This is a genomic window from Thermomonas fusca (assembly GCF_005862345.1).
Taxonomy (GTDB): Bacteria; Pseudomonadota; Gammaproteobacteria; order Xanthomonadales; family Xanthomonadaceae; genus Thermomonas; species Thermomonas fusca.
Genome location: NZ_SROY01000006.1, coordinates 83,564 through 107,463, shown reverse-complemented (window position 1 = coordinate 107,463; position 23,900 = coordinate 83,564). Strand labels below are relative to the sequence as shown.

Sequence of the window (23,900 nt, the reverse complement as noted above, 5' to 3'; positions counted from 1 at the left end):
AATCGAGCATGTCTGGTGCGGCTGTGCACGCATGAGAGGCGACTTGTGATCCGCCATCCCTCCAGTACGCTTAAAAGCTTTGGCACGACGTTGTCCGAGCAGCTGCTTCGCGTGCACGACAACCACTACGCTCACAACCGGGAGCGATTGCCTGCCGCTGCTGGTGAGCTTTTGGCCTGGGTTGGGATGTCCAAGCTCAAGAAATAGATGATCATTTCTGGCGAGTTTGTCTACTTGACTATTTATGGTGAATTGCGGAAACTCGCTGCGTCGACTAGATCGACGACCGGCCATCCGGACCTCACGTCGCAGGGTAAGCGCGATTCACTATTTCGACCCCTTTCGTGCGGGGTCTCTACTGCTGAAAAGCAGTGTCAGACTAATTTGGCGCTCAAAGCGCTTTGGCCAAGCGAGCCGCGTCAGCGCAGCCAACGCGCATTTACCTTTTTTAGTTGGCCCGCTACCACTGCCTCGGGCGCATCAAGTACGTATCGCCTCCATGCCTTCGATGGCTCGTCCGTACGAATGCATCCGCGTTCGTTCGGGTGGCGCGGGTAGACCGCCAAACGAGAGTTCTGTCGGCGCAGGCCCAAATTGCACTCCTCAGTCGAGACGCCCAGCGTCCTATCGGCTCGCTTTGCCGATCCCAAATTAACGAATCCTTTGGAGTGGAAATGAAGGAAATTGACCTTTCGAGATTTATTAGATTGCAGTTCGCACGAGAAGAAAGCCCGGGAAGTCCGATCGAGCTCGATAAGGACGCGATGGAGAAGCTGGGCGATATTCCGCGCGTCCTTCGCGCGTTTGCGAAAAGCTATGGTGCGCGACTGGGTAGCCCTATTTTGTGGGGCGGCTCCGTGCATCTTGCAATAATCGATAACGATCAGCTTATCGGCTTTGCGGGGGAATTCGCGGGTGCGCTTGTTAAGACGGCCGTGGAGATAGAGCAGAACTCGCAGCGGAGCCCGCCGTTGCGGCTGGCTCAGGCTGCATCCAATCCGAACTGCGTGGAGGTGCTGCGCGCCCTATCCACGACCCACGAAAAAAGCGGATTAATCGCATCGATTTTTGTGCAGGGCGTAGCAGTGGACTTGCCGCAACTTAAGCCATCGGCCTTCACCGAGCCGGGCCCTGATGGTTCCAACAACAGATTTCTCAGAGCATCTCTAGTCGGCGTTTGCAAGCCCAAGCTGGATGCAAACGTCCTGATGCTCTCCGACAGGTCGACCCTCGAGCTCCCTATATCTGACTATCCGAGAAGTATCGACGAACTATTTGAGTTGGTCTTAAAAAATACAGCCTCTTATGTCGGCCCAGCGATTTTTTTGGGCAAGGCAAACTTCCGTGCACTTCCGAACGGACAGCTGGATGTGCAGCTGGGTCTTTAAGAGCCTGCGAGCGGAGGCGGCGCGTAGAGCCAGATAATCGAAAACACCCAAGCCAAGGCAGGCGCATGCCCCTTTTTGTACTTGACGTTCGAGGCGGCTTTAAGCAAATGGCGTCCATCTTTGGTGCACACGTTTACATTGAGTTGGGTGCGCTCCAGTAGCTCCATAAGGGCTGGCAGTAGCCTGGACTCGACTTGCATCACCGTGCCTTTGCCGTGCAATCGCTCCGAATGGGGTTGATTGGCCCAGGACGCGGCAAGGCACCTGAGATCATCCGAAGGCTCCTCATCCATCAGGGCGAACCACTTTTCTGTACCGGCGATTTTTCTAGGCGCAGGCAGGACGTAGCGAACTGCATCGAGCCCTTCCAGTCGCCATGGAGCGCAACCGCGTTGGCCGAGCAGCCGCTCAGCAGCTTGCCCGAGATGAGCTGCTTGTTGCGAGGTGATGCCGGCCGCCAAGGATGCTTCAGCTACGTTCTTGTGCCGTTGCATAGCGCGCGCGAAATTGTCCACGTGCACGGGTTTGAGCGGATTAAAGCGGTGGAGTGCAGGGGCCGGCACCCGGTGCTCACTTGGGACATCGACAAATCTAGCGTCGATGCGATCCAGGACGACTTCTAGTCTCGCGCCTACTCTTTCGCCCGCACGATGCCATGCGGCGTCCACAGGTCCGGGATCCAATCCTGAAAGTGCCAACAGGTGCGCACGAGGCGCTTCTCGGCTGATCTCAAGATCCACAACCATTAGGCTGGAGGGATCGTTGTTGTAGCGTTGAATCGGAGTCTGGATCCAAGCATGCCCGGATGCAGCCATGGCTCGGTAGACGTCCCTGGCAGTTTTTTTCTGGTTCGATGCAAGGGATTCGTAGCGCTGCGAGATCCTGGACTTTCGTAACCAGTAGCAGCTGGCCTTTCGATCCCCGGTAGCCCACTTCAACAGGCTGTTGACTCGACTGCTGAGGTGTTGCTCCTGAACCCGGATTCGAAGGCCTGGCTTGGCTCCAAACAGCGGGAGCTCCCGCCAGGTCTCAGGATGAATCGTTGCCTGGTTCTTAATCCACCCCTCGACCCATTTTCTGTGCTGGTTCCATAGGTCACCCTCAAGGCGTACAAATCCCAAGGAGGTGTGAGTCTTCACTTCCCCGTACTCTCCTTTTCGAAGGTGCACGAAGTCACCTCCATCGCCCAGGAAGTGAACGTCTCCCAACGTCAATCCGTAGGCTGAGCCGGGACGGATGCCCGAGGCTTCCATGACGAGAAAGTAGATTCGCCGAAGTTGCGTGAGGCGCAGGAAGTCTGGACTGGCATCGTCCCGCTCCATTTCGTTCCGATAGTCCACTTGCAGCTCTGCTTCCACCGCGTGCACCTCTGCTGCCGTTAGCAATCCGGGCTCAATGCCAAGTTGCCGCTTTCCGGCCAGGAGGGAAAGCTCCCCCCAGTCGAGAGCAGGTCGCGAATGCAACCGCATCAAGAAGCGATGGAGCCTGCGGAGTTCCTCCACTACGTAGGGTCTGCCCTGCGTCGTCTTAGAGAGGAGAACCGCCAAGTACAAGTTGCGCAACCCTTCCGCGGGCATGCTCTGGATTTCTCGTCCTTCAGCCAAGCAAATCAGCGGCCAGCCGATCTGCGAGACCTCGCGCCGCAACGAGTTCTGCGACAGACGATGGCCATCCTCGCTGCCGTAGCGGAGGTGATCAAGGACATACGAAACCAGCAACGCCATGTTGGGATCGACGTGTATGCGATCCCGCAGAACCTCGAGCTCATGGCGAAGAGCTCCATGCCAGCCATGTTGGCCATCCGATGCCTCTTTCCGCTTACCCTTCGTTTTGCCCGCGCGCCGTTTCGCGAACACCCGTTTGTTCAGGGTGGCCATCAATTCTTCGTAATCCTTCCGACTTGGCCCTGTGGCGAATCCGGAATGACTGGCTTCCAGGAGGGGAGGCTCGGTGTGGCCTTCGTCGGGCGGTTCAGAGGCGCCGTCCGAAGCCTGGATCGGCCAGCGATCGTCCTTCGCGATGCAGCGGATCGGTGACTCAGCAGCGGTTTCCGTACCCATCTGCATGAGCAGGCGCTCGATGCCCGACAGCTCGACCTTAGCTGCAGCAGCGAGCGAACTCTCGATGCGACCGGAGGCCTCGCAGGACTCTCCCCATGCAACCCGCCCACAGAGGTGTTTGGCTGCCCAGTCCTCCAGTGCCTCCCGCGACGGTGCCGGAGAGGTTGGGGCGTGCTTTTTTCGGCGAGCCAGCAGAATCGCAGGGCCGCCCGAGAAGACCATGTGCACGCTTCTGCCATCGATACGCGCATCTATCCTGAGAATATGCCCCCTCCGTTTTGCGCGCATCGCAGTTCGGGCTGCGTGGGTTGCAGCCCTCGCCCAAGGCATACGTCGATACATCGAAAACGCCATGATCGACCAGACAGTGAGCTGACCCAGATCCCGAACTTGCCGCTGGGTGGCTCTTTCCTCGATGTCGTGGCGGACCGCGTGGGCATGCCGTATAGCGGCCCCCAGCCCCGGAACGAAGGGCGATGGCTCGGACGTTACGCTTAAGTATGGCCGCCCCGGAATCGGCCCTTGGACGATGCCCTTGTCCCGGGCACGTCGCACTAGGCGATAGAGCAAGATTCGGGCTGTAGCCGCTTCCAAACCGCTGGACAATTCCTGATCGCCCAACCGTACGCGATCACAGATTAGGGCGTGGTGATCTCCGTTGAGTTCCACCCGTCCGAGCCCGCCATGGCGGAGCACAAGGCACTTCTTTTCGAGATCCACCCGGAGAAGGGGGCAGAACTCCTGAAATGCGTCCGCGAGCCTGGTGAGGACGGGACCTTCCAGATCTCTCCATCGCTTCTGCAGATCTAGCTTGACCTGCTTAAGCGCTTCCTCGTGGCGACGCTTTTCTGAGGCAAACGCTGCATCCCAATCCACGGGGGATGGCATTGGGACGCCCTCCCACGTCCAACGCGTTCTGCGAGCGGACGGTCGGTACCATCCTTCCCTCGTCAGGATGTCGTCGATAACCGACGCAAGGTCGTGTCCAAGTTCCATCGGAGCACGTGGCGACAGGTCGCTGTGGAAATGGGCTGGCGAAACGACCCATCCCAGTTGCGCGTGCCGAAGCTCTGGATCCACCCGACGCTCCAACAGTTTCTGGTTAAGTCGGTGCCGAAAGAAGTTGTCGACGCACGCGAGCTCTGCAGGCATCCCTTCGCGCAGTGTGGCGGCCGTCATGTGTGCGATGCCGCCGCTCGCCGAGGGCAAGCTAAACAAGGGAGCGTCGTTACCGAGAATCGCGCTGGCCAGCCTGCCAGCAGGTTCCTCTGCATGCCTGGAGGCAATCTCGCGCAAGCGATCCAAATAGCGCCGTAGATCCGATAGCCATAACCGCCCTGTCGCCGCGATGCGGGTCGAGCGCAAGGCGTCCACCTGCTTGTCTTGGAGCACCACCAAGCCGTACTCGGGGATGACGTCCCACAGGTGGATGCGTCCCAATGCATCCTCGGGTCGGTGGCCAGTAGCGCAACACAGCGCTGCGACGAGGTGGTTGCGGTGAGCGCTCCACGCCTCAGTGCAGCTCTGGGACTGCCTGGAGGTGTCTTTGAGTGCCTTCCCAAGCAAAGTCGGCCATTGCCGTGCGGCGTAATCGGTTAGGACCAGCCGAGAGCCGACATATCCATTGCGCTCTGTAGGTACCTTGACGTGCTCGGCGAACCGTCGTGATTGGATACCAGCGATGAAGCTAGCCAATTCCGCCTCGGGCATGGCCGAGTAGTACGCGGGAATCGAGGAGATGCCGAAGGTATCCGCCATCGCGAGCTGAGCGACTTCTGTACCCAGTTCGCTGGAAATTTCTGAGGCGAGTGCCAAGCGCGGAGCGAGGGCCCCGACTTTGGCTTCTGGCACCAGTCGTGCGATCACGTCCCGCATGCGATACGGGGAGAAGGGGGATGCCGCCAGCATGGGAAGTACCCCTTGGTCCCGAATTGGATTTCCACCAGCCAAGGCGAGCAGGGCCTGATGCACCGAATTTGGCAGGGGCCATGCCACGACCTCAGCGCTAGGCATCAGCCAGTCGGTGGAGAGATGCTTGGGGGGTACAACTGCATTCGCCGGTCGCTTCAACCGCCTGTAAAGCACCGGATCAGTGGGATCAATTGCAAGCGGCCGGGCGGAATGGGATGCACCCCAAACAACGATCGGTAGGTCGATCTCCCGAATGGCGCCGGCCAGTACCAGCGCCAACGCAGCGTAGGGTTCCGAACGAGCTGGATCCTCCAGATGCACGCTGGCCTCGCGCGCGGCAGCGCGACACAGACGCTCGTCTAAAGCCCCGGGGAGTCGTTGCTCAGGAGCGGCAAGCGGGTCGCCCGCACTTGCCCGCTCCAGAAGATCGGACGCTGCGCGCCCGGCCCGCGTAGTTGTCATGCCCTCAGGCAATAGCTCCGAGGGTGGGACGTTATTGCAGATGAGCGAGGGCCCGAATTCCTGGCTTCGCCCATCCACCGAAACGTGAAGGATGGGATCGTCCAGCTGCGGGGAGAGGACACTAGGTTCCAGCGATCTCCGTACTTGGGACGCATGCGAATGCATCCAGCGTAAAAGGGTGTCACCCAGCCAAGCCTTCCAGAGCTGCGTGAAGTGCGGTGGGAGCGCACTCCTTACTAGTTCGTCGGTGTTAACCACACGAACGAGTTCGGGGATTGTGGAGATGGCGCCCAGAACCCCCGTCAGCGTCGAGTTTGCACCGCCCATTGCCCCACGAACGATCGAGAGGAGCTGTCTCGGATGCGAGCTCCCGGAACTCCTTGCTTCGAGAAGAGCGCAAAGCCCAATGTTGGTGAGTAGTTCCAGCCCGGTAGACCGGCCATGCTGAAACCGAAAAAGCGTTGCACTCCCCGGGTGGAGGCCATGGATTTCCGTGGGCGGCGTGACAGGAGCGTGGACAGCGGCTTGAGTTCTAAGGACTCGCTGGTTGCGGGCCAGGTAGCAGGTGAGCGGCGTCAGAGTAGGCCGGTCAATCGCCGAAGTCGCGTCCCCAAGCTCGAGCAAGGATCGACTGAGGTCTGGCCACCACGATTCGGGAACGCGGCTCCCGTCGAGCTCGGAAAAAGGGTCCAGATCGAAGTGGCTTCCGTCCATGATCCAACGCTAGTGTCGGGGTCATAGGGGTCGCAAGTGGACGCGCCAGATTTTTTACGACCTTAAGTAACCTTGCTGTACTTAGTGCCGGTTTCGGGCGAGAGCGGACCCTTAGGTTCGTAAAATGAGTGAAACGCTCCAAGCTATTGATTTAATTGATTTAAAGTGTTGATTTTTGGCCACTTTGGCGCCTGCCATTTCGGAAGCAACGTCTATTGTGGTTCCTAGAGGTATTTCGGATTCCTCGTTCTCATAATGTGGTTCGAGTCCACCCATAGCCACCAACGACGCGTCCCGACTAACCCCGCGAATCCGCGGGGTTTTTTGTGTCTGCAGGCCGCCATCCGCGGCGAGCCGCCGTCTGGTTTTGCGATGCCGGAGCCGGGTTGCGACACCCTCCGTGACGCTTTGATGTGTCATCAGGGATCCGCAAAGTGTCGACGACAGCCACAGCCGGCGCTTTCTCAGTCCTGGGCCGCGTGCCGCGTCGATGCGGTGTGTGGCGCGGCCGGCTCCGCGGATTCCGTGTGCAGCACGCAGGTGCGGTCCCGACCCTGCTGCTTGGCGGTGTACAGCGCCCGATCCGCGCGCGAGAACAGGGTGTCGAAGCTGGGATCCGACGGTTCGACGCAGGCAACGCCGAAGCTGGCGGTGATCGTGAGCGCGGGATGCTCGGGGCAGGGCCGGCAGCTGGCGGTCATCAGCCGGATGCGTTCGGCAATCACGCGGGCGGCATCCGCGTCGGTGTCCGGCAGCAGGATGCAGAATTCCTCGCCGCCGGTGCGCGCGCACAGGTCTTCCTCGCGCAGCGCGTGCTGGCAGCAGGCCGCGAAGTCCTGCAGGACGTGGTCGCCGACGGCGTGGCCGTAGTCGTCGTTGACCCGCTTGAAATGATCGATGTCGATGGCGACCAGGCTCAACGGCGTGCCGTGTCGGCGGCTGCGGGCGAATTCGCTTTCCGCGCGCTCCTGGAAACTGCGCCGGTTGGCCAGCCCGGTCAGGCTGTCGGTGCGCACCTGCCGCTGCAGTTCTTCCTTCAGCGCGTGCAGTTCGGTGATGTCGGTGACCAGGCCGATCAGCGCGGGGCTGCCGTTGAAGTCCGGCCACGGCACCACCACGCTCCAGTAGTGGCGCAGGCGGCCTTCGGAATCGACCAGGGATTCCTCTCCGGCGTAGCGCTCGCCGGTGGCCAGCATGCGGAGGTCCTTTTCCCAGAACGCATCGGCGGCCTCGCGCGGCATCAGCTCGCTGTCCAGCCTGCCGACGATCTGCTCCACCGGCCGGCCGAACACATCGGCCAGGTGCCGGTTGGCATAGCGGAAGCGGCGATCGGCCCCTTTGACGTAGACCAGGCCGTCGATGTTGTCGAGCACCGTATCCAGCAGCTCCTTCTGCTGGCGCACCCGGTCCTCCAGCCGCTTCTTCTCGGTGATGTCGTGGGAAATCCCGAGCATCCCGACGATGGCGCCGCTGGCGTCTCGCAGCGGTTTCTTGATCGACCAGTAGCTGCGCGATTCGCCGGTGGCGTGGATGTGGTTGGTTTCCTCGCGGGCGATGGTTTCGCCCAGCTCCAGCACGCGCCGATCGGTCTTGCGCAAGGTGTCGCCGGCTTCGCCGATGTCGACGAAGTCGGTGAACGACTTGCCCAGGACGGCATCAAGCGGGTGACCGCCCAGCAGGTCCAGCACCAGCTGGTTGGCGTAGGTGTAGCGGCCGTCGAGATCGGTGGTGTAGACGAACGCGCCCACTTCGTCCAGCAGCTGGCGGTAGGGATCGGTGGTGATGGGCGCGCCGCTGCCCGGGGTCTGGCTGGCCATCTGTGGATGCCCTCGCTGGCGTGTGCGTCGCCCCGGCGCGGTGGCCCCGGGGCGCTGGTGCTAGCCCAGCCTACTCCGTTGCGCGGAGAGCGCGTCAAGCTTGCCGGCCCAGTCGGCCAGGCGCGCCCGCTCCTGCTCCACCACCGCGGCCGGCACGCCGGCGCCGAACCTGGCCAGCTTGGCTTCGCTCTTGTCCTTTTCCGCGGCGATCTTAGCGATTTCCTTGTCCAGCCGTGCGCGCTCGTCGTCCATGTCCACCAGGCCTTCCAGCGGCACGAACAGCTGCAGCTCGCCGACCACGGCCGGTGCGGCCGCGGGCGGTTCGCCGGCGATCATTTCGATCCGCTCCAGCCTGCACAGGAAGCGCAGCGAGGCATCGAAACGCTGCAGGCGCGAGGCATCGTCGGCGCCGCCGCCGCGCGCCAGCAGGGCCAGCTGCCTGGCCGGCGACACGCCCAGTTCGCTGCGGATGCGGCGCACCGCGCTGGCCATCGCCTTCAGCCATTCGATGTCGGCATCGGCCTGCGCGAACGCGGTGGTGTCGATGTCGCCGGCCTGCGGGTACGGCTGCAGCATCAGGCTGCCGGACTTGCCGAGCTTCGGCGCCACCGACTGCCACAGCTCCTCGCTGACGAACGGGATCAGCGGGTGCAGCAGGCGCAGCAGCGCGTCCAGCACGTACAGCAGGGTGTGGCGGGTGCTGTCCGCGGCCGCGTCGTCGTCACCGTTCAATGCCGGCTTGGCCAGCTCCACGAACCAGTCGCAGAACTGGTTCCAGGCGAATTCGTACAGGCATTGCGCCAGCAGGTCGAAGCGGTAGCTGGCGAAGTGTTCCGCGGCTTCCGCGCTGACCCGGTCGAGCTGCGACAGGATCCAGCGTTCGGCATCGGTCTGCGGCTGCGGCTTGCCGTTGAAGGTCGCGTCGCCGACGTTCATCAGCGCGAAGCGCGTCGCGTTCCACAGCTTGTTGCAGAAATTCTTGTAGCCCTCGGCGCGGGCGAGGTCGAACTTGATGTCGCGGCCGGGGCCGGCCAGCGCGGCCATGGTGAAGCGCAGCGCGTCGGCGCCGTGCGGGTTGATGCCGTTCGGGAACTCCTTGCGGGTGTCCTTCTCGATCTTCTCCGCCATCTTCGGCTGCATCAGCCCGAAGGTGCGCTTGGCGACCAGGTCGTCGGCGCTGATGCCGTCGATGATGTCGATCGGGTCCAGCACGTTGCCCTTCGACTTCGACATCTTCTGGCCGTTCTTGTCGCGGACCAGGCCGGTGATGTAGACATCGTGGAACGGCACCTGGCCGGTGAAGTGGTCGGTCATCATCACCATCCGGGCGACCCAGAAGAAGATGATGTCGAAGCCGGTGACCAGCACGTTCGACGGCACGTGTTGCGCGAAGCCGCGCTCGGCCATCGCCGCCGCATCCGGCCAGCCCTGCGTGCTGAACGGGAACATCGCCGAGGAGAACCAGGTCTCCAGCACATCCGGGTCCTGTCGCAGCGGAGCATCGCCGAGGCCGTGCGCCGCGCGCACCTCGGCTTCGCTGCGGCCAACAAAGACCTTGCCCGCATCGTCGAACCACGCCGGGATGCGGTGGCCCCACCACAGCTGGCGGCTGATGCACCAGTCCTGCAGGTTCTCCATCCAGTGGCGGTAGGTGTTGATCCAGTTCGGCGGCACGAACTTCACCGCGCCGCTCTCCGCGAGTTCCAGCCCGCGCTTGCCCAGCGTCTCCATCTGCACGAACCACTGGTCGGTCAGGTAGGGCTCGATCACCTGGCCGCTGCGATCGCCGCGCGGCACCTGCAGCTTGTGCGGCTTGACCTCGACCAGCAGCCCGGCGGCGTCGAGGTCGGCGACGATCAGCTTGCGCGCCTCGAAGCGGTCCAGGCCGCGGTACTTGTCGGCGATGTCGTCGCGGCTGGAAACCACCCGCGCGTCGTCGGTGAAGATGTTGATCAGCGGCAGCGAATGCCGTTGGCCCACCGCGTAGTCGTTGAAGTCGTGCGCCGGCGTCACCTTGACCACGCCGGTGCCGAAGGCGCGGTCGACGTAGTCGTCGGTGATGACCGGGATGCGGCGACCGGTCAGCGGCAGCTGCACGAACTTGCCGTGCAGCGCGAGGTAGCGCGGGTCTTCCGGATGCACCATCGCGGCGGTGTCGCCGAGCATGGTTTCGGGACGGGTGGTGGCCACCACCACGTAGTCGCGGGTCTCGCGCAGGATCTCGACGCCGTCGGCATCGACTTCCATGTGCTCGTAGCTCATGCCATCGGCCAGCGGGTAGCGGATCGACCACAGGTGGCCGTTCTCTTCCTCGCTCACCACTTCCAGGTCGGAGATCGCGGTCTTCAGCACCGGGTCCCAGTTGACCAGCCGCTGGCCGCGGTAGATCAGGCCCTGCTCATGCAGGCGCACGAAGGCTTCGGTGACCGCCTGCGACGGCATCGGGTCCATGGTGAACACGCTGCGCGACCAGTCGCCGCTGGCGCCCAGCCGGCGCATCTGCCGCTCGATGGTGTCGCCGCTGTGCTGCTTCCATTCCCAGACCTTGGCGATGAACTTTTCACGGCCCAGCGAATCGCGGGTTTCGCCCTTGCCCTCGATGGCGAGGTTGCGCGACACCACCATCTCGGTGGCGATGCCGGCATGGTCGGTGCCCATCTGCCACAGGGTGCGGTAGCCGCGCATGCGGTGGTAGCGCACCAGCGCGTCCATCAGCGTGTGCTGGAACGCGTGGCCCATGTGCAGCGTGCCGGTGACGTTGGGCGGCGGCAGCAGGATGGTGTAGGCCGGGCCGTTGCCGGCCGGCGCGAACGCGCCGCTGCCTTCCCACTGCTGGTACAGGCGGGTTTCGAAGGATTGCGGGTCGAAGCCGGAGGCGAGGGTGGTCATCGGTGGGTGGTCATCGAAAGCGGTTGGTGTGCTTCATGCAGGCGCGGCCGGAGCCGTACCCGTGGCGTTTGGATCGGAGCTGTTGCCCCGCCTGCAGGCCGTTACATGTCGTATTTCTTGAGATCGAAGCCCAGCGACTGGTAATGCTTCCAGCGCTCGCGCAGCGGGCCGCGCGCGGCCGGGTCGGCCGGCACCACTTCCAGCACGCGCTCGAAGCCACCGGCCGGCGCGTCGTCGCGCAGGTTGATCAGCAGCGGGCGCGGTGCGGGGTCGGCCTCCGGCGCCGCAATCAGCACCGGCGCCTCATCCTCGTCCTCGTCCTGGCCTGCGATCTGGTGCGGCAGGTACTCGTCGGGATCGAACGACCACAGCAGGTCGTCCAGCGCTTCCGCCTGCGCCATGTCGCGGGCCAGCACCAGCGTCGGCAGCTCGGCGGCGAACGCGCGCTTGGCCAGCTCGCAGACCAGCAGCAGCGGCTGTTCGCGGAAGCGCGGCTTGTCGATCAGGTAGAAGTCGGCGCGGGGCATGGCTTACCCGGCGCGATCCAGCAGCCACTGGCTGAGCATGCCGACCGGGCGGCCGGTGGCCATCCCCATCTTGCCGTCGTCGGAGGCGCTGCCTGCGATGTCCAGGTGCACCCAGCGCTGGCCGTCGGTGAAGCGCGACAGGAAGCAGCCGGCGGTGATCGCGCCGGCCCAGCGGCCACCGATGTTGTAGATGTCGGCGAAGGCCGAATCCAGCATCGGCTGGTATTCGTCCCACAGCGGCAGCTGCCAGCCGCGGTCGAACACGGTTTCGCCGGCATCCAGCAGTTCGCGCGCAAGGTCGTGGCTGGTCTTGGTCATCACGCCGGTGGCGTATTTGCCCAGCGCCACCATGCAGGCACCGGTGAGTGTGGCGACGTTGACCAGCGCGGCCGGCTGGAAGCGCTGCGCATAGGTCAGCGCGTCGCACAGGATCAGGCGGCCCTCGGCGTCGGTATTGCCGACCTCGATGGTCTTGCCGCTCATGCTGGTGATGACGTCGGACGGGCGGTAGCTGTTGCCGTCGATGGCGTTTTCCACCGCCGCGGCGATGCACACCAGGTTGACCGGCAGGCGCATGCCCACCGCGGCCACGAACGTGCCGAGCACGGTGCCGGCGCCGCACATGTCGTACTTCATTTCCTCGATGCCGCCCTGCGTCTTCAGGTTGACGCCGCCGGTGTCGAAGGTGATGCCCTTGCCGACCAGCACGAAGGGCTTGGCGTCGCCGCCGTTGGAATACTTCAGCACCACCAGCCGCGGGCGCTGCGCGCTGCCGCGCGCCACCGCCAGCAGCGAACCCATGCCCAGCGCTTCCATCGCAGCCTCGTCCAGCACCTCGCACTCGACGCCCTCGCTGCGCGCCGCCAGCTCCTGCGCCTGCTGCGCGATGTAGGCCGGGTTGCAGATGTTCGGCGGCAGGTTGCCCAGCTCGCGGCTGAAGCGCACGCCGGCGGCGATCGCCACGCCCTGCGCCAGCGCGGCGGCGTCGCTGCCGGCCACGTGCAGGTGCTGCAGGCCCTTGTCCTCGCGCTTCTTGTTCTTCTCGCCCAGGGTGGCGAGGTAGCGGTAGCAGGCGTGATCAGTGGCGATCACCGCCTGGCGGATGTTCCACGCCGCGTCGCGGTCCTTGACCGCCACTTCCGCCAGGGTGAACAGCGCGGTGGCCACCGGGCCGGTCTTCAGCGCGCGGGCGGCGTCGCCCACCGCCTTGAGGTACTGCGGCACGCCGAACTTGCCGGCATCCCCCAATCCCACCACCAGCACGCGCGGCGCGGCGATGCCGGCCAGGTCATGCAGCAGGGCGGTCTTGCCGGTCTTGCCGGACACGTCGCCGCGCTCCAGCAGGGCGCGGATGCGGCCGCTGCTGGCGGCGTCCAGCGCCTGCGCGGCGGGCGTCAGGCTGCCATCGGCAAAGGCGCCAACCACGATGCAGTCGACGGTGGCAGAGACGGGGGCGGTCTGGCTCAGGCTGAATTCGAGGCTCATCGAACAAGGTATCCGGGCTGTATCACGAAAAAGAAGGCGGCCTGCCGGTTGCGACCGGCGGGCAGGCGGGCTGGGTCGCTTACAATGCGCGGCCGCGCCGGGCGCTCAGCGCCGCGTGGCGAACCCTGATTCTAAAGCATGTTCTGGAGCACGCCGGCCTGATGCCGAAGCTGGACCGCTACCTCAGCGCCGAGTTCGCCCGCGCCGTGCTTGCCGCGCTGGTGGTGCTGGGCATGGTCAGCCTGGGCGGCGTGTTCGCCGACCTGATCGGCGAGATGGCCGCCGGCAAGGTGCCGCCGGCGCTGCTGCTGTCGCAGCTGGGCCTGCGCCTGCTCGGCTACCTGCCGCTGATCCTGCCGCTGGCACTGCTGCTGGGGCTGCTGCTGGCAGTGGGCCGGCTCTACCGCGATTCGGAAATGCACGTGCTGAGCGCGGCCGGCGTGGGGCCGGTCCGGCTGCTGCGCCCGCTGCTGCTGGTGGCGGTGCCGGTGCTGCTGGCGATCGCCGCCTGTTCGCTGTGGCTGGGCCCGTGGGCGAACCGGCTGGCGCGCGGGATGGTGATCGAGGCCAACAAGAACCTGCTGGTGGCCGGGTTGGAGCCGGGCCGCTTCACCCCCATGGCCAGTGGCGGCGTGGCCTATGCCGGCGAGATGTCGAGCGACGGCACCAAGCTGGCGCGGGTGTTCATTTTCCGCGAGCGTGGCGACCGCATGGACGTGGCCACCGCCCGCAGCGGCGAGCTGTATCGCGACCAGGGCGCGCGGGTGCTGGCGCTACTGGACGGTTTCCGGGTGGAAGGCCCGCTGGCGGGGCAGGCGCTCGACTACCGGCTGATGCACTACGCCCGCAACGAAATGCAGCTGCCGGCGCCAGATGACCAGCGGCGCATGGATGATCCCGCCTTCAAGACCATCGGTGAACTGCTGGCGGATCCCGCAGCGCCGGCGCGCGCCGAGCTGCACTGGCGCATCGCGCCGCCGCTGCTGGCGCTGGCGTTCGCGCTGATGGCGCTGCCGCTGGCGCGCAGTTCGCCGCGCCAGTCCCGCCACGGCGCACTGCTGCTGGCCTTCCTGGCCTATCTGGTGGGCATATTCCTGATGATCCTGGGCACCGAATGGCTGGCCACGGGCCAGTTGCCGCTGGCCGCCGGCCTATGGTGGCTGCTGCTGCCGATGCTGGCGCTGGGTGCCTGGTTGTATGCCCGCGACGGCCGCGTGGCGCGGCCGTGGAGGCGTCGATGAAGCACTGGCCGCGGCTGCACGACAGCTATATCGCGCGGGCGGTGATCGGCAGCGTGCTGCTGGCCTGGGGCGTGCTGCTGGGGCTGGACGTGGTGCTGGCGTTCGCCGACGGGGTCGGCGACATCGGCAAGGGCGCGTTCACCGCCAACCACGCGATCGCGGTCACCGGGCTGAGCATCCCGTGGCGCGCCTACACCCTGTTCCCGACCGCGGCGGTGATCGGTGCGCTGCTGGGCCTGGGCCAGCTGGCGGCTTCGTCCGAACTGACCGCGCTGCGCGCGCTGGGGTTGTCGCGGCGGCGCCTGAGCGTGTCGGTGGCGGCATCGCTGGCGCTGCTGACCCTGCTGATGGTGGTCAACGGCGAGACCCTGGCGCCTTGGGGCGAGGAGCGCGCGCAGGCGCTGAAATCGGTGCGCAACACCGACCTGGTGATGTCCAAGTACAGCGGGCTGTGGGCGCGCGAGGGCGACATGTTCCTCAACGCGAAAAGCGGCGAGCGGAAGCAGCGCGGCGGCGACAGCTGGCTGGAGCTGCGCGGCGTGCGCCTGTTCCAGTTCGACGGCGAGGGCCGCCTGCAGTCCATCGCCAACGTCGAGGTGGCCGAGCATCGGCCCGGCGGCTGGCAGCTGCGCGGGGTCGAACGCACCAGCTTCCACGCCAAGTCGGTCAGCCGCAGCCGCAGCGCGCAGGAGCACTGGAAATCGCAGCTGGACGAGACCGCGCTGGCCTCCAGCGTGACCAAGCCGCGCAACATGGGCAGCCGCGAGCTCGCGCAGAGCATCGACTATCGCCGTCGCAACGGGCTGGAAGCCGGCGAGCTCGAGGACATCTACTGGGGCCGCTGGTTCTATCCCATCAACGTGCTGGCGCTGTGCCTGGCGGCGATCCCGTTCGCGTTCGGCTCGCTGCGCAGTGGCGGCTACGGCAAGCGGGTGTTCATCGGGATCGTGTTCGCGCTCGGCTTCTGGGTGCTGCAGCGGATCTTCGGTGAGCTGGCCGGCATCTTCCGCTTCGACTACCGCATCGCCTACGCGCTGCCGCCGGTGGTGATGCTGACGGTGTCCTGGCTGTTGTTCCGCCGCCGCAGCAATTAGCTAGTCGGCGCGTCCTGCGCCGCGGTCAGGCCACCGGTTTCGGCAGCCTCTGCATTCGCGTCCCGCTGAACCTGTCGTGCCAGGTCAGCCCCTCGCGGTCGATCCAGGCCCACCAGAGGCCAAGGCCGGCTGCCAGCAGCGACAGCGTGGCCATCGTGTAGCGCTGCCACAGCACGCGCGTGGTCGGTTCGCCGCCGTTGGCGGCGACCACTTCCAGTCGCCAGGGCCGCATCCCCAGCGTCTGCCCGCCGCGCCGCCAGCTGGTCGTTGCGTACACGCCGGTGGCCAGCCAGCAGCACAGCCACAGCAGCCACTGCAGCGGGCTGAAGGGCGCGATGTTTTCCCGCGCCGGGTGGTCGCCGAGATAGGTGTAGCCGAGGGTGAAGGCGGTGGACAGCAGCATCCACAGCGCCAGCATCGGGAAAAGGTCGTACAGCAGCGCCAGCAGGCGCCAGCCGATCAGGGCGGGGAAACGTCGGGCGGGCGGGGCGTGTTCGGGCATCGGCACAGGATACAGGCGGGGCGGCGCGCGCCTGCGCGCTGGCAAGGTGCCGGAAACGCGCCGGGGCTCTACCCTTGCGCATATGCCCAGCGCCGCCGACCGCCGCCAGTTGTCCCGCAGCCTGCCGCAGCTGGCGGAGGAGGACGCGGCCGGCATCGAGCGTTTCCTCGATGCGGCCTGGGCCGAGCACGGGCTGTCGCGTGCGACCCTGTCGGCGTATCGCGCTGACCTGCAGGGGCTGGCGCGCTGGCTGCGCGCGATGGCCCGGCCGCCGCTGGAGCAGGCGCGGCGCGAAGACCTGTTCGCCTGCCTGGCGATGCGCGCCGAGGCCGGCTACTCGCCGCGCAGCACCGCGCGGCTGCTGTCCAGCCTGCGCGCCTATTTCGCCCATGCGCTGCGCAGCGGCGCGCGCAAGGACGATCCTTGCGCCCTGCTGCAGCCGCCGACGCTGCCGCGCCTGCTGCCCAAGGCCCTGTCAGAAATGCAGGTGGCGGCACTGCTGGACGCCCCCGACGTGACATCGCCGACGGGTCTGCGCGACCGCGCGATGCTGGAGCTGATGTACGCCGCCGGGCTGCGGGTGAGCGAGCTGGTCGGCCTGCCGGCCACTGCGCTCAACCTGCGCCAGGGCGTGCTGCGGGTGACCGGCAAGGGCGGCCGCGAGCGGCTGGTGCCGCTGGGGGAGGAATCGCGGCATTGGCTGGAGCGCTATCTGCGCGACGCGCGGGCGCCACTGCTGGCCAGCGCGCGCCAGCCGTCCACGGTGCAGGCGCTGTTTGTCGAGGCGGATGGGGACGCGCCCAGCCGGCAGGCGTTCTGGGCGCTGGTGAAGCGCTGCGCGGTGGCGGCCGGCATCGACCCCGCGAAGATCAGCCCGCACGGTCTGCGCCACAGCTTCGCCACCCACCTGCTCAACCACGGCGCCGACCTGCGCGCGCTGCAGATGTTGCTGGGCCACAGTTCCCTGACCACCACCCAGATCTATACCCTGGTGGCCCGCGACCGCCTGCGCAACCTGCACGCGCAGCACCACCCGCGCGCTTGATGGCGTGAGGGCGGCCGGTCGCGGCCGGGACGGCATGCGAGAATGCGGAACCAAAGGCGCCCGGTCCGGTCGGATGCAGCGCCCCTATCCGGAGTTCCAATGAAGCGCCTCGTCTTTGCCGCCCTGTTCTGCCTCAGCCTGTCCGCCTGCGCGCAGTCCACCGCTCCCGCCGCGCCTGCCGCCGCCAAGCCGGTAGCGACGGTGAAGGAACCCAGCTTCGCCGCCGGTACCCCGGAAGCACGCGTACGCGATGCGCTGCGCGCGCTGAACCCGCGCATCCAGGTCGAATCCATCGGCAAGGCGGCGATTCCCGGCTTCCGCGAAGTCATCGCCGGTGGCCAGGTGATCTGGGTCAGCGACGACGGCAAGTACCTGTTCCAGGGCGACCTGCTGGACATCGCCGCCCGCAAGGACCTGGGCGACGAGGCGATGGCCAAGGTGCGCCGGCAGGTGCTGGCCACCCTGCCCGAGGCCGACCGCATCGTGTATGCCCCGGCCGGCGCCACCAAGCACACCGTGGTGGTGCTGACCGACGTGGAATGCGGCTACTGCCGCAAGTTCCACACCGACATCGCCGAGTACACCAAGCGCGGCATCCGGGTGGAATACCTGGCGTTCCCGCGCGCCGGCATCGGCAGCCCCGACTACCGCAAGATGGTGGCGGTGTGGTGCGCGTCGGATCGGCGCAAGGCGCTGACCGACGCCAAGAACGACCGCGCCGTGCCGGAAAAACCGTGCGCCCGCTCGCCGGTGGACATGCAGTACAACGCCGGCCTGCGGATGGGACTGGAGGGCACGCCGATGATCCTCGATGCCGCTGGCCACCAGCTCGGCGGCTATCTGCCGCCGGATGCGCTGCTGGAGCGGCTGGACGCGATGGCCAAGGACAACAAGGCCGGCTGAGCCCCGCCGCGGGCCGGGCCTGTTCGGCTCGGCTACAATGTCGGGCCGTCCCCAACAGCTGCCGGACATGATCGTCCTCGAGGGCGCGCCCGCCCTGTCGCCATTCCGCCGCGACCGCCTGCAAGCCCGTCTTCAAAGCCTAGTCCCCGGCCTGCACATCGCCGGGGCCTGGCACGGTTACTGGATCGACCCGGAACCCGGCGCCACGCCGGATGCCGCCGCGCTGCGCCGCATCCTGCAGGCGGAGGATGGCTTCGCCGCCGCCGCCGCCGACGCGGTCAGCCGCTTCGTGGTGCCACGGCTGGGCACGCTGTCGCCATGGGCCAGCAAGGCCACCGAGCTGCTGCGCGGCGCCGGCCTGCCGGTGCGGCGCGTCGAGCGCGGCCTGCGCATCGACCTGGCCGGCTGGCCGGACGATGCCGCCACGCAGGCGGCACTGGCCAAGCTGCTGCACGACCCGATGACCCAGTCGCTGCTGGCCGCGCGCGACGCCGGCGCGGCGCTGTTCGCCGCGCAGCCCGCGGGCGACGTCGAGGTCATCCCGCTGGCGCAGCTGGAGGCGGCGAACGCGCACCTCGGCCTGGCGCTGGCCGACGACGAGATCGAATACCTGCGCGTGCGCTATGCCGAGCTGGGCCGCGACCCGCACGACGTCGAACTGATGATGTTCGCGCAGGCCAACTCGGAGCACTGCCGGCACAAGATATTCAATGCCAGCTGGACGATCGATGGCCAGCCGCAGCCGGTCTCGCTGTTCAAGATGATCAAGAACACCCAGGCGCGCACGCCGGAGCACGTGCTCTCGGCCTACAGCGACAACGCTGCGGTGGTGGAAGGCTATGCCGCGTCGCGCTGGCGCCCGGACCCGGACACCCAGCGTTACCGCAGCGAGCCGGTCACCAACTCGGCGTTCTGCATCAAGGTGGAAACCCACAACCATCCGACCGCGATCGCGCCCTTCCCCGGCGCGTCCACCGGCGCCGGCGGCGAGATCCGCGACGAAGGCGCCACCGGCCGCGGCGGCCGACCGAAGGCGGGCCTCGCCGGTTTCTCGGTCTCGCACTTGCGCATCCCCACGCTGCCGCAGCCGTGGGAGGGCGAACGTCCGCTCAATCCACGCATGGCCTCGGCCTTCGAGATCATGCTCGACGGCCCGCTGGGCGCGGCGGCGTTCAACAACGAATTCGGCCGGCCCAACCTCACCGGCTATTTCCGCAGCTTCGAGCTGCCGGAGGGCGAGGGACTGACCCGCGCCTACGACAAGCCGATCATGCTGGCCGGCGGCCTTGGCGCCATCGATCGCGGCCAGGTCGACAAGCTGCCGCTGTCCCCCGGCGATGCGGTGATCGTGCTCGGTGGCCCGGCGATGCTGATCGGGCTTGGCGGCGGCGCCGCCAGTTCGGTGGCCTCCGGTGAATCCGCCGAAGACCTCGACTTCGCCTCGGTGCAGCGCGACAACCCGGAGATGGAGCGGCGCGCGCAGGAGGTGATCGACCGCTGCGTGGCGCGCGGCGCCGACAACCCGATCCTGTGCATCCACGACGTCGGCGCGGGTGGCCTGTCCAACGCGATCCCGGAGATCCTGCACGACTTCGGGGTGGGCGGCGTCATCGACCTCGGCAAGGTGCCGAAGGACGACCCCTCGCTGTCGCCGATGCAGCTGTGGTGCAACGAATCGCAGGAACGCTACGTGTTGGGCGTGGCGCAGTCGCGGGTGGCCGAGTTCGCCGCGTTGTGCGCGCGCGAGCGCTGCCCGTTCGCGGTGGTCGGCGTCGCCACCGCCGAGGAACACCTGCGGGTGGGCTATGAGGGCCAGCCGCCGGCGATCGATCTGCCGATGGACGTGCTGTTCGGCAAGGCGCCGAAGATGCACCGCGACACCGCGCACCCGGCGCCGCCGCGCTGGCCGCAGGCGGACACCGATGCGCTGGACCTGCACGACGCCGGCCTGCGCGTGTTGGCGCACCCGGCGGTGGCGGCGAAATCCTTCCTCATCACCATTGGCGATCGCACGGTCGGTGGCCTGACCGCGCGCGACCAGATGGTGGGCCCGTGGCAGATGCCGGTGGCCGACTGCGCGATCACGCTCTCCGGCTTCGACGGGTTCACCGGCGAAGCGATGAGCGTGGGCGAACGCACCCCGCTGGCGCTGCTGGACGCCGCCGCCTCGGCGCGGATGGCGGTCGGCGAGGCGGTCACCAACCTGATGGCGGCGCCGCTGGAGTCGCTCAACCGGATCAAGCTGTCCGCCAACTGGATGGCCGCGGCCGGCCATGCCGGCGAGGACGCGCGCCTGTTCGATGCGGTGAAAGCCGTGGGCATGGAGCTGTGCCCGGAGCTGGAGCTCGGCATCCCGGTCGGCAAGGATTCGCTGTCGATGCAGGCGCAGTACCAGGCCGACGGCCAAGCGCACAAGTCGGTGTCGCCGGTGTCGCTGGTGGTGTCCGCGTTCGCCCCGGTGCTGGACGTGCGCGCCCAGCTGACCCCGCTGCTGCGCCGCGACGTCGACTCCGAGCTGTGGCTGATCGGCCTTGGCGGCGGGCGCCAGCGCATGGGCGGTTCGGTGCTGGCGCAGTGCCACCCGGAAGCCAACGGCGGCGCCGCGCTGCCGGCGTTCGGCGGCGAAGCGCCGGACCTGGACGACCCGCAGCGCCTGCGCGCGCTGTTCGAGCTGATCCGCGATGCGCGCGAAGACGGCCTGCTGCTGGCCTACCACGACCGTTCCGATGGCGGCGTGTTCGCCGCGCTGTGCGAGATGGCGTTCACCTCGCACCTGGGCCTGGACATCCGCCTCGATGGCTGGGGCGACGGCCGCACCGGCGATCCGCTGCGGGTGCTGTTCAACGAGGAGCTGGGCGCGGTGGTGCAGGTGCCGGTCGAGGAGCGCGCAGCGTTCGCCGACCTGGTCGCCCGCCACGGCCTGATCGAATGCGCCCAGCGCATCGCGGTGCCCACCACCGCGCCGGTGGTGCGGATTGCCGACGGCGACGACGAGCTGGCGAAGTGGCGCTGGGACGAGCTGTTCGACGCCTGGTGGTCGGTCACCCATGCGATGCAGAAGCTGCGCGACAACCCCGACGGTGCCGACAGCGAGCGCGAGTCGGTGCGCCGCTTCGACGCGCCGGGCCTGCAACCGGTGCTGGGCTTCGATGCCGCCGAGGATGTCGCCGCGCCGTTCGTTTCGACCGGTGCGCGGCCGAAGGTCGCGATCCTGCGCGAGCAGGGCGTCAACAGCCAGATCGAGATGGCCTGGGGCTTCGACCGCGCCGGCTTCGATACCTACGACGTGCACATGAGCGACCTGATCGCCGGCCGCTTCGACCTCAGGGACTTCCACGGCCTCGCCGCCTGCGGCGGCTTCAGCTACGGCGACGTGCTGGGCGCGGGTCGCGGCTGGGCGACGTCGATCCTCGAGCGCACCGCGCTGCGCGAGATGTTCGCCGCCTTCTTCGCCCGCGAAGACAGCTTCTCGCTGGGCATCTGCAACGGCTGTCAGATGATGGCCCAGCTGCGCGACATCATCCCCGGCGCCGAGCACTGGCCGACCTTCCAGCGCAACGCCAGCGAGCAGTACGAAGCGCGGCTGGCGCTGCTGGAAGTGGGCGAGTCGCCTTCGCTGTTCCTGCGCGGCATGGCCGGTTCACGGATCCCGGTGGCGGTGGCGCACGGCGAGGGTCGCGCGGTGTTCGCGAACGTGATCGACCAGGGCGCGGTGGACGTGGCCGCGCGCTACGTCGAGGGTGGCCGCATCGCCGAAAGCTACCCGGCCAACCCGAACGGTTCGCCCGACGGCATCGCCGGCGTGGCCAGCCGCGACGGTCGTGCCACGTTGCTGATGCCACACCCCGAGCGCACCCTGCGCAGCGCCAACTTCAGCTGGGCGCCTGCCGACTGGCCGGAGGATTCGCCGTGGCAGCGCATGTTCCGCAACGCCCGGGTGTGGGTGGGGTGAGCGGGGCTTTCGAGCGGCGCTAGCCGCGAGCCCGCGAACGCCCGACGGCATGCAGGCCGTCGGGCCGGGTTGATCGAGCAATGCCGGTGGGGAACCCGTTGAGCGCCCGGTGGCCCGCAAGCCACCGGGCGCTGTCGTTTCGGCGCCGGCCCGCGGCCTGCTAAAGTCCGCGACGGACCGTTGGAGTGCCGTGCGTGAACGCAGTTGCAAGTCAGCTCGAGCCGCTGCAGGCGGATGCGGACGAACGCATCGTCGCCCTGCTGCTGCAGCGCGGCAAGCTGAAGGAGCCGGACCTGGCGCGCGCGCGGCGGCTGCACGGGGAGGATGGCGGCAGCCTGCTGCACCTGCTGGCGCGGCTGGGCCTGGTGTCCGAGCGCGACCACGCCGAGGCCTGCGCGGCCGCGCTGGACCTGCCGCTGCGCAGCGGCAAGGACGTGCCGGAACTGCCGCCCGAAGAGGTGGCGCTGGGCGTCAAGTTCATGCAGCAGTTCCACGTGGTGCCGGTGGCTGCGGACGCGACCGGCGTCGACGTGCTGCTGGCCGATCCCCAGGACGCCTACGTGCTGGACGCGGTGCGACTGGCGGCCGGCCGTGCGGTGCGCCCTGCAGTGGCGGTGCGCTCCGAGATCGACGAGCTGATCGAACGCTGGCACGGCCAGGGCCGCAGCACGATGGAAGGCATCGTCGAGGGCGCGGAGGGCGAGGCCGGACCCGACGACATCGAGCACCTGCGCGACCTTGCCTCGGAAGCGCCGGTGATCCGGCTGGTCAACCTGCTGATCCAGCGCGCGGTTGAGGTGCGTGCCTCCGACATCCACGTCGAGCCGTTCGAGAACCGGCTGAAGGTGCGCTACCGCATCGACGGCGTGCTGGAGGAGGGCGAAAGCCCGCCGACCAACCTGACCGCCGCGATCATCAGCCGCATCAAGATCATGGCGAAGCTCAACATCGCCGAGCGGCGCCTGCCGCAGGACGGCCGCATCGTGATGCGCGTGCAGGGCAAGGAACTCGACCTGCGCGTGAGCACGGTGCCCACCGCGCACGGCGAATCGGTGGTGATGCGCCTGCTCGACCGCGAGACGGTGGTGCTGGATTTCGAGCGGCTGGGTTTCGGCAGCGCGTTCATGCCGCGCTTCCAGAAGGTGCTGGAGCAGCCGCACGGCATCCTGCTGGTGACCGGCCCGACCGGCTCCGGCAAGACCACCACCCTGTACACCGCGCTGAGCAGGCTCAACACGCCCAAGGTCAAGATCATCACCGTCGAAGACCCGGTGGAATACCAGATCGAGGGCATCAACCAGATCCAGGCCAAGCCGGCGATCGGCCTGGACTTCGCCAACGCGCTGCGCAGCATCGTGCGCCAGGATCCGGACATCATCATGATCGGCGAGATGCGCGACCTGGAAACAGCGCGCATCGCCATCCAGTCCGCGCTCACCGGCCACCTGGTGCTGAGCACGCTGCACACCAACAACGCCGCCGGCGGCATCACCCGCCTGCTGGACATGGGGGTGGAGGATTACCTGCTCACCTCCACCGTCAACGGCATCGTGGCCCAGCGGCTGGTGCGCCGGCTGGAGCCGGTGCATGCGCAGAAGTACCCGGCCTCGCCGGAGGAAATCGAGAAATTCGGCCTGCGCCGCTTCCAGCCGCAGGGCGAGATCTTCCTGTATCGCGCCGTGCCGTCCGCGCTGTCGGCCACCGGCTACCTCGGCCGCACCACCATCATGGAACTGCTGGTGATGGATGACGCGGTGCGCCGCGCGGTGATGCGCCACGCCGGCATGGACGAAATCGAGGCGCTCGCGCGCGAGGCCGGCATGGCGACGATGTACGAGGTCGGCATCGCCAAGGCGTTGCGCGGCGAGACCACCATCGAGGAAGTGCTGCGCGTGACGGAAGACGCGTGA

Annotated in this window: 13 protein-coding genes; 7 read left to right on the top strand and 6 right to left on the bottom strand. The window is 67.0% G+C overall.

All coding sequences use genetic code 11. The features are described 5' to 3' along the window. The first annotated feature begins 674 nt into the window (after positions 1-674). Positions 675-1,388, top strand: a complete 714-nt coding sequence (locus tag E5S66_RS12170) for a hypothetical protein (RefSeq protein ID WP_138349613.1) — start codon at positions 675-677, stop codon at positions 1,386-1,388. Here E5S66_RS12170 and E5S66_RS12165 read toward each other — a convergent pair. From E5S66_RS12165 to E5S66_RS12145, 5 genes are all read right to left on the bottom strand, one after another. Next, entirely contained in the window at positions 1,385-5,638 is a 4,254-nt protein-coding gene (locus E5S66_RS12165) for a hypothetical protein (RefSeq protein WP_138349611.1), read from the bottom strand. The genes E5S66_RS12170 and E5S66_RS12165 overlap by 4 nt on opposite strands. Before the next feature lie 1,361 nt (positions 5,639-6,999). Then, the gene (locus tag E5S66_RS12160) at positions 7,000-8,352 is read right to left on the bottom strand and encodes a sensor domain-containing diguanylate cyclase (protein ID WP_138349610.1); all 1,353 of its coding nucleotides are present in this window, start codon (positions 8,350-8,352) and stop codon (positions 7,000-7,002) included. Positions 8,353-8,412: 60 nt separating this feature from the next. Beyond that, positions 8,413-11,241, bottom strand: coding sequence for a valine--tRNA ligase (locus E5S66_RS12155; RefSeq protein ID WP_138349608.1), 2,829 nt, complete (start codon positions 11,239-11,241; stop codon positions 8,413-8,415). Between the two features lie 101 nt (positions 11,242-11,342). Further along, positions 11,343-11,768 (bottom strand): DNA polymerase III subunit chi, encoded by a 426-nt coding sequence (locus tag E5S66_RS12150; protein ID WP_138349606.1) that lies wholly within the window; start codon positions 11,766-11,768, stop codon positions 11,343-11,345. Between the two features lie 3 nt (positions 11,769-11,771). Next, positions 11,772-13,253 (bottom strand): leucyl aminopeptidase, encoded by a 1,482-nt coding sequence (locus E5S66_RS12145; protein ID WP_138349604.1) that lies wholly within the window; start codon positions 13,251-13,253, stop codon positions 11,772-11,774. A 161-nt stretch (positions 13,254-13,414) separates the two neighbouring features. Between E5S66_RS12145 and lptF the strand changes: the two genes are divergently transcribed. Both lptF and lptG read left to right on the top strand, forming a co-directional pair. Further along, complete coding sequence (gene lptF, locus E5S66_RS12140; RefSeq protein ID WP_138349602.1) at positions 13,415-14,494, top strand: LPS export ABC transporter permease LptF; 1,080 nt, start codon at positions 13,415-13,417, stop codon at positions 14,492-14,494. After that, positions 14,491-15,588, top strand: coding sequence for an LPS export ABC transporter permease LptG (gene lptG, locus E5S66_RS12135; RefSeq protein ID WP_138349600.1), 1,098 nt, complete (start codon positions 14,491-14,493; stop codon positions 15,586-15,588). The genes lptF and lptG overlap by 4 nt, the downstream gene beginning before the upstream one ends. A 25-nt stretch (positions 15,589-15,613) precedes the next feature. Here lptG and E5S66_RS12130 read toward each other — a convergent pair whose 3' ends face one another. After that, complete coding sequence (locus E5S66_RS12130) at positions 15,614-16,090, bottom strand: RDD family protein (RefSeq protein ID WP_138349598.1); 477 nt, start codon at positions 16,088-16,090, stop codon at positions 15,614-15,616. A gap of 82 nt (positions 16,091-16,172) precedes the next feature. Between E5S66_RS12130 and xerD the strand changes: the two genes are divergently transcribed. The 4 genes from xerD (at position 16,173) to gspE (ending at position 23,900) form a co-directional block, all read left to right on the top strand. Next, the gene (xerD, locus tag E5S66_RS12125; protein WP_138349596.1) at positions 16,173-17,135 is read left to right on the top strand and encodes a site-specific tyrosine recombinase XerD; all 963 of its coding nucleotides are present in this window, start codon (positions 16,173-16,175) and stop codon (positions 17,133-17,135) included. 99 nt (positions 17,136-17,234) lie between these two features. Next, positions 17,235-18,038: a DsbC family protein gene (locus E5S66_RS12120; protein WP_138349594.1), complete on the top strand. Its 804-nt coding sequence runs from the start codon at positions 17,235-17,237 to the stop codon at positions 18,036-18,038. 67 nt (positions 18,039-18,105) lie between these two features. After that, entirely contained in the window at positions 18,106-21,990 is a 3,885-nt protein-coding gene (gene purL, locus E5S66_RS12115; RefSeq protein ID WP_138349592.1) for a phosphoribosylformylglycinamidine synthase, read from the top strand. A 194-nt stretch (positions 21,991-22,184) separates the two neighbouring features. Next, positions 22,185-23,900: a type II secretion system ATPase GspE gene (gene gspE, locus E5S66_RS12110; protein ID WP_138349590.1), complete on the top strand. Its 1,716-nt coding sequence runs from the start codon at positions 22,185-22,187 to the stop codon at positions 23,898-23,900.

What these genes read in the sequence shown, in the direction of transcription:
- E5S66_RS12170 (WP_138349613.1), top strand. Translation starts at nt 675, where the DNA reads ATGAAGGAAATTGACCTTTCGAGATTTATTAGATTGCAGTTCGCACGA.
- E5S66_RS12160 (WP_138349610.1), bottom strand. Translation starts at nt 8,352, where the DNA reads ATGGCCAGCCAGACCCCGGGCAGCGGCGCGCCCATCACCACCGATCCC.
- E5S66_RS12155 (WP_138349608.1), bottom strand. Translation starts at nt 11,241, where the DNA reads ATGACCACCCTCGCCTCCGGCTTCGACCCGCAATCCTTCGAAACCCGC.
- E5S66_RS12150 (WP_138349606.1), bottom strand. Translation starts at nt 11,768, where the DNA reads ATGCCCCGCGCCGACTTCTACCTGATCGACAAGCCGCGCTTCCGCGAA.
- E5S66_RS12145 (WP_138349604.1), bottom strand. Translation starts at nt 13,253, where the DNA reads ATGAGCCTCGAATTCAGCCTGAGCCAGACCGCCCCCGTCTCTGCCACC.
- lptF (WP_138349602.1), top strand. Translation starts at nt 13,415, where the DNA reads ATGCCGAAGCTGGACCGCTACCTCAGCGCCGAGTTCGCCCGCGCCGTG.
- lptG (WP_138349600.1), top strand. Translation starts at nt 14,491, where the DNA reads ATGAAGCACTGGCCGCGGCTGCACGACAGCTATATCGCGCGGGCGGTG.
- E5S66_RS12130 (WP_138349598.1), bottom strand. Translation starts at nt 16,090, where the DNA reads ATGCCCGAACACGCCCCGCCCGCCCGACGTTTCCCCGCCCTGATCGGC.
- xerD (WP_138349596.1), top strand. Translation starts at nt 16,173, where the DNA reads ATGCCCAGCGCCGCCGACCGCCGCCAGTTGTCCCGCAGCCTGCCGCAG.
- E5S66_RS12120 (WP_138349594.1), top strand. Translation starts at nt 17,235, where the DNA reads ATGAAGCGCCTCGTCTTTGCCGCCCTGTTCTGCCTCAGCCTGTCCGCC.
- purL (WP_138349592.1), top strand. Translation starts at nt 18,106, where the DNA reads ATGATCGTCCTCGAGGGCGCGCCCGCCCTGTCGCCATTCCGCCGCGAC.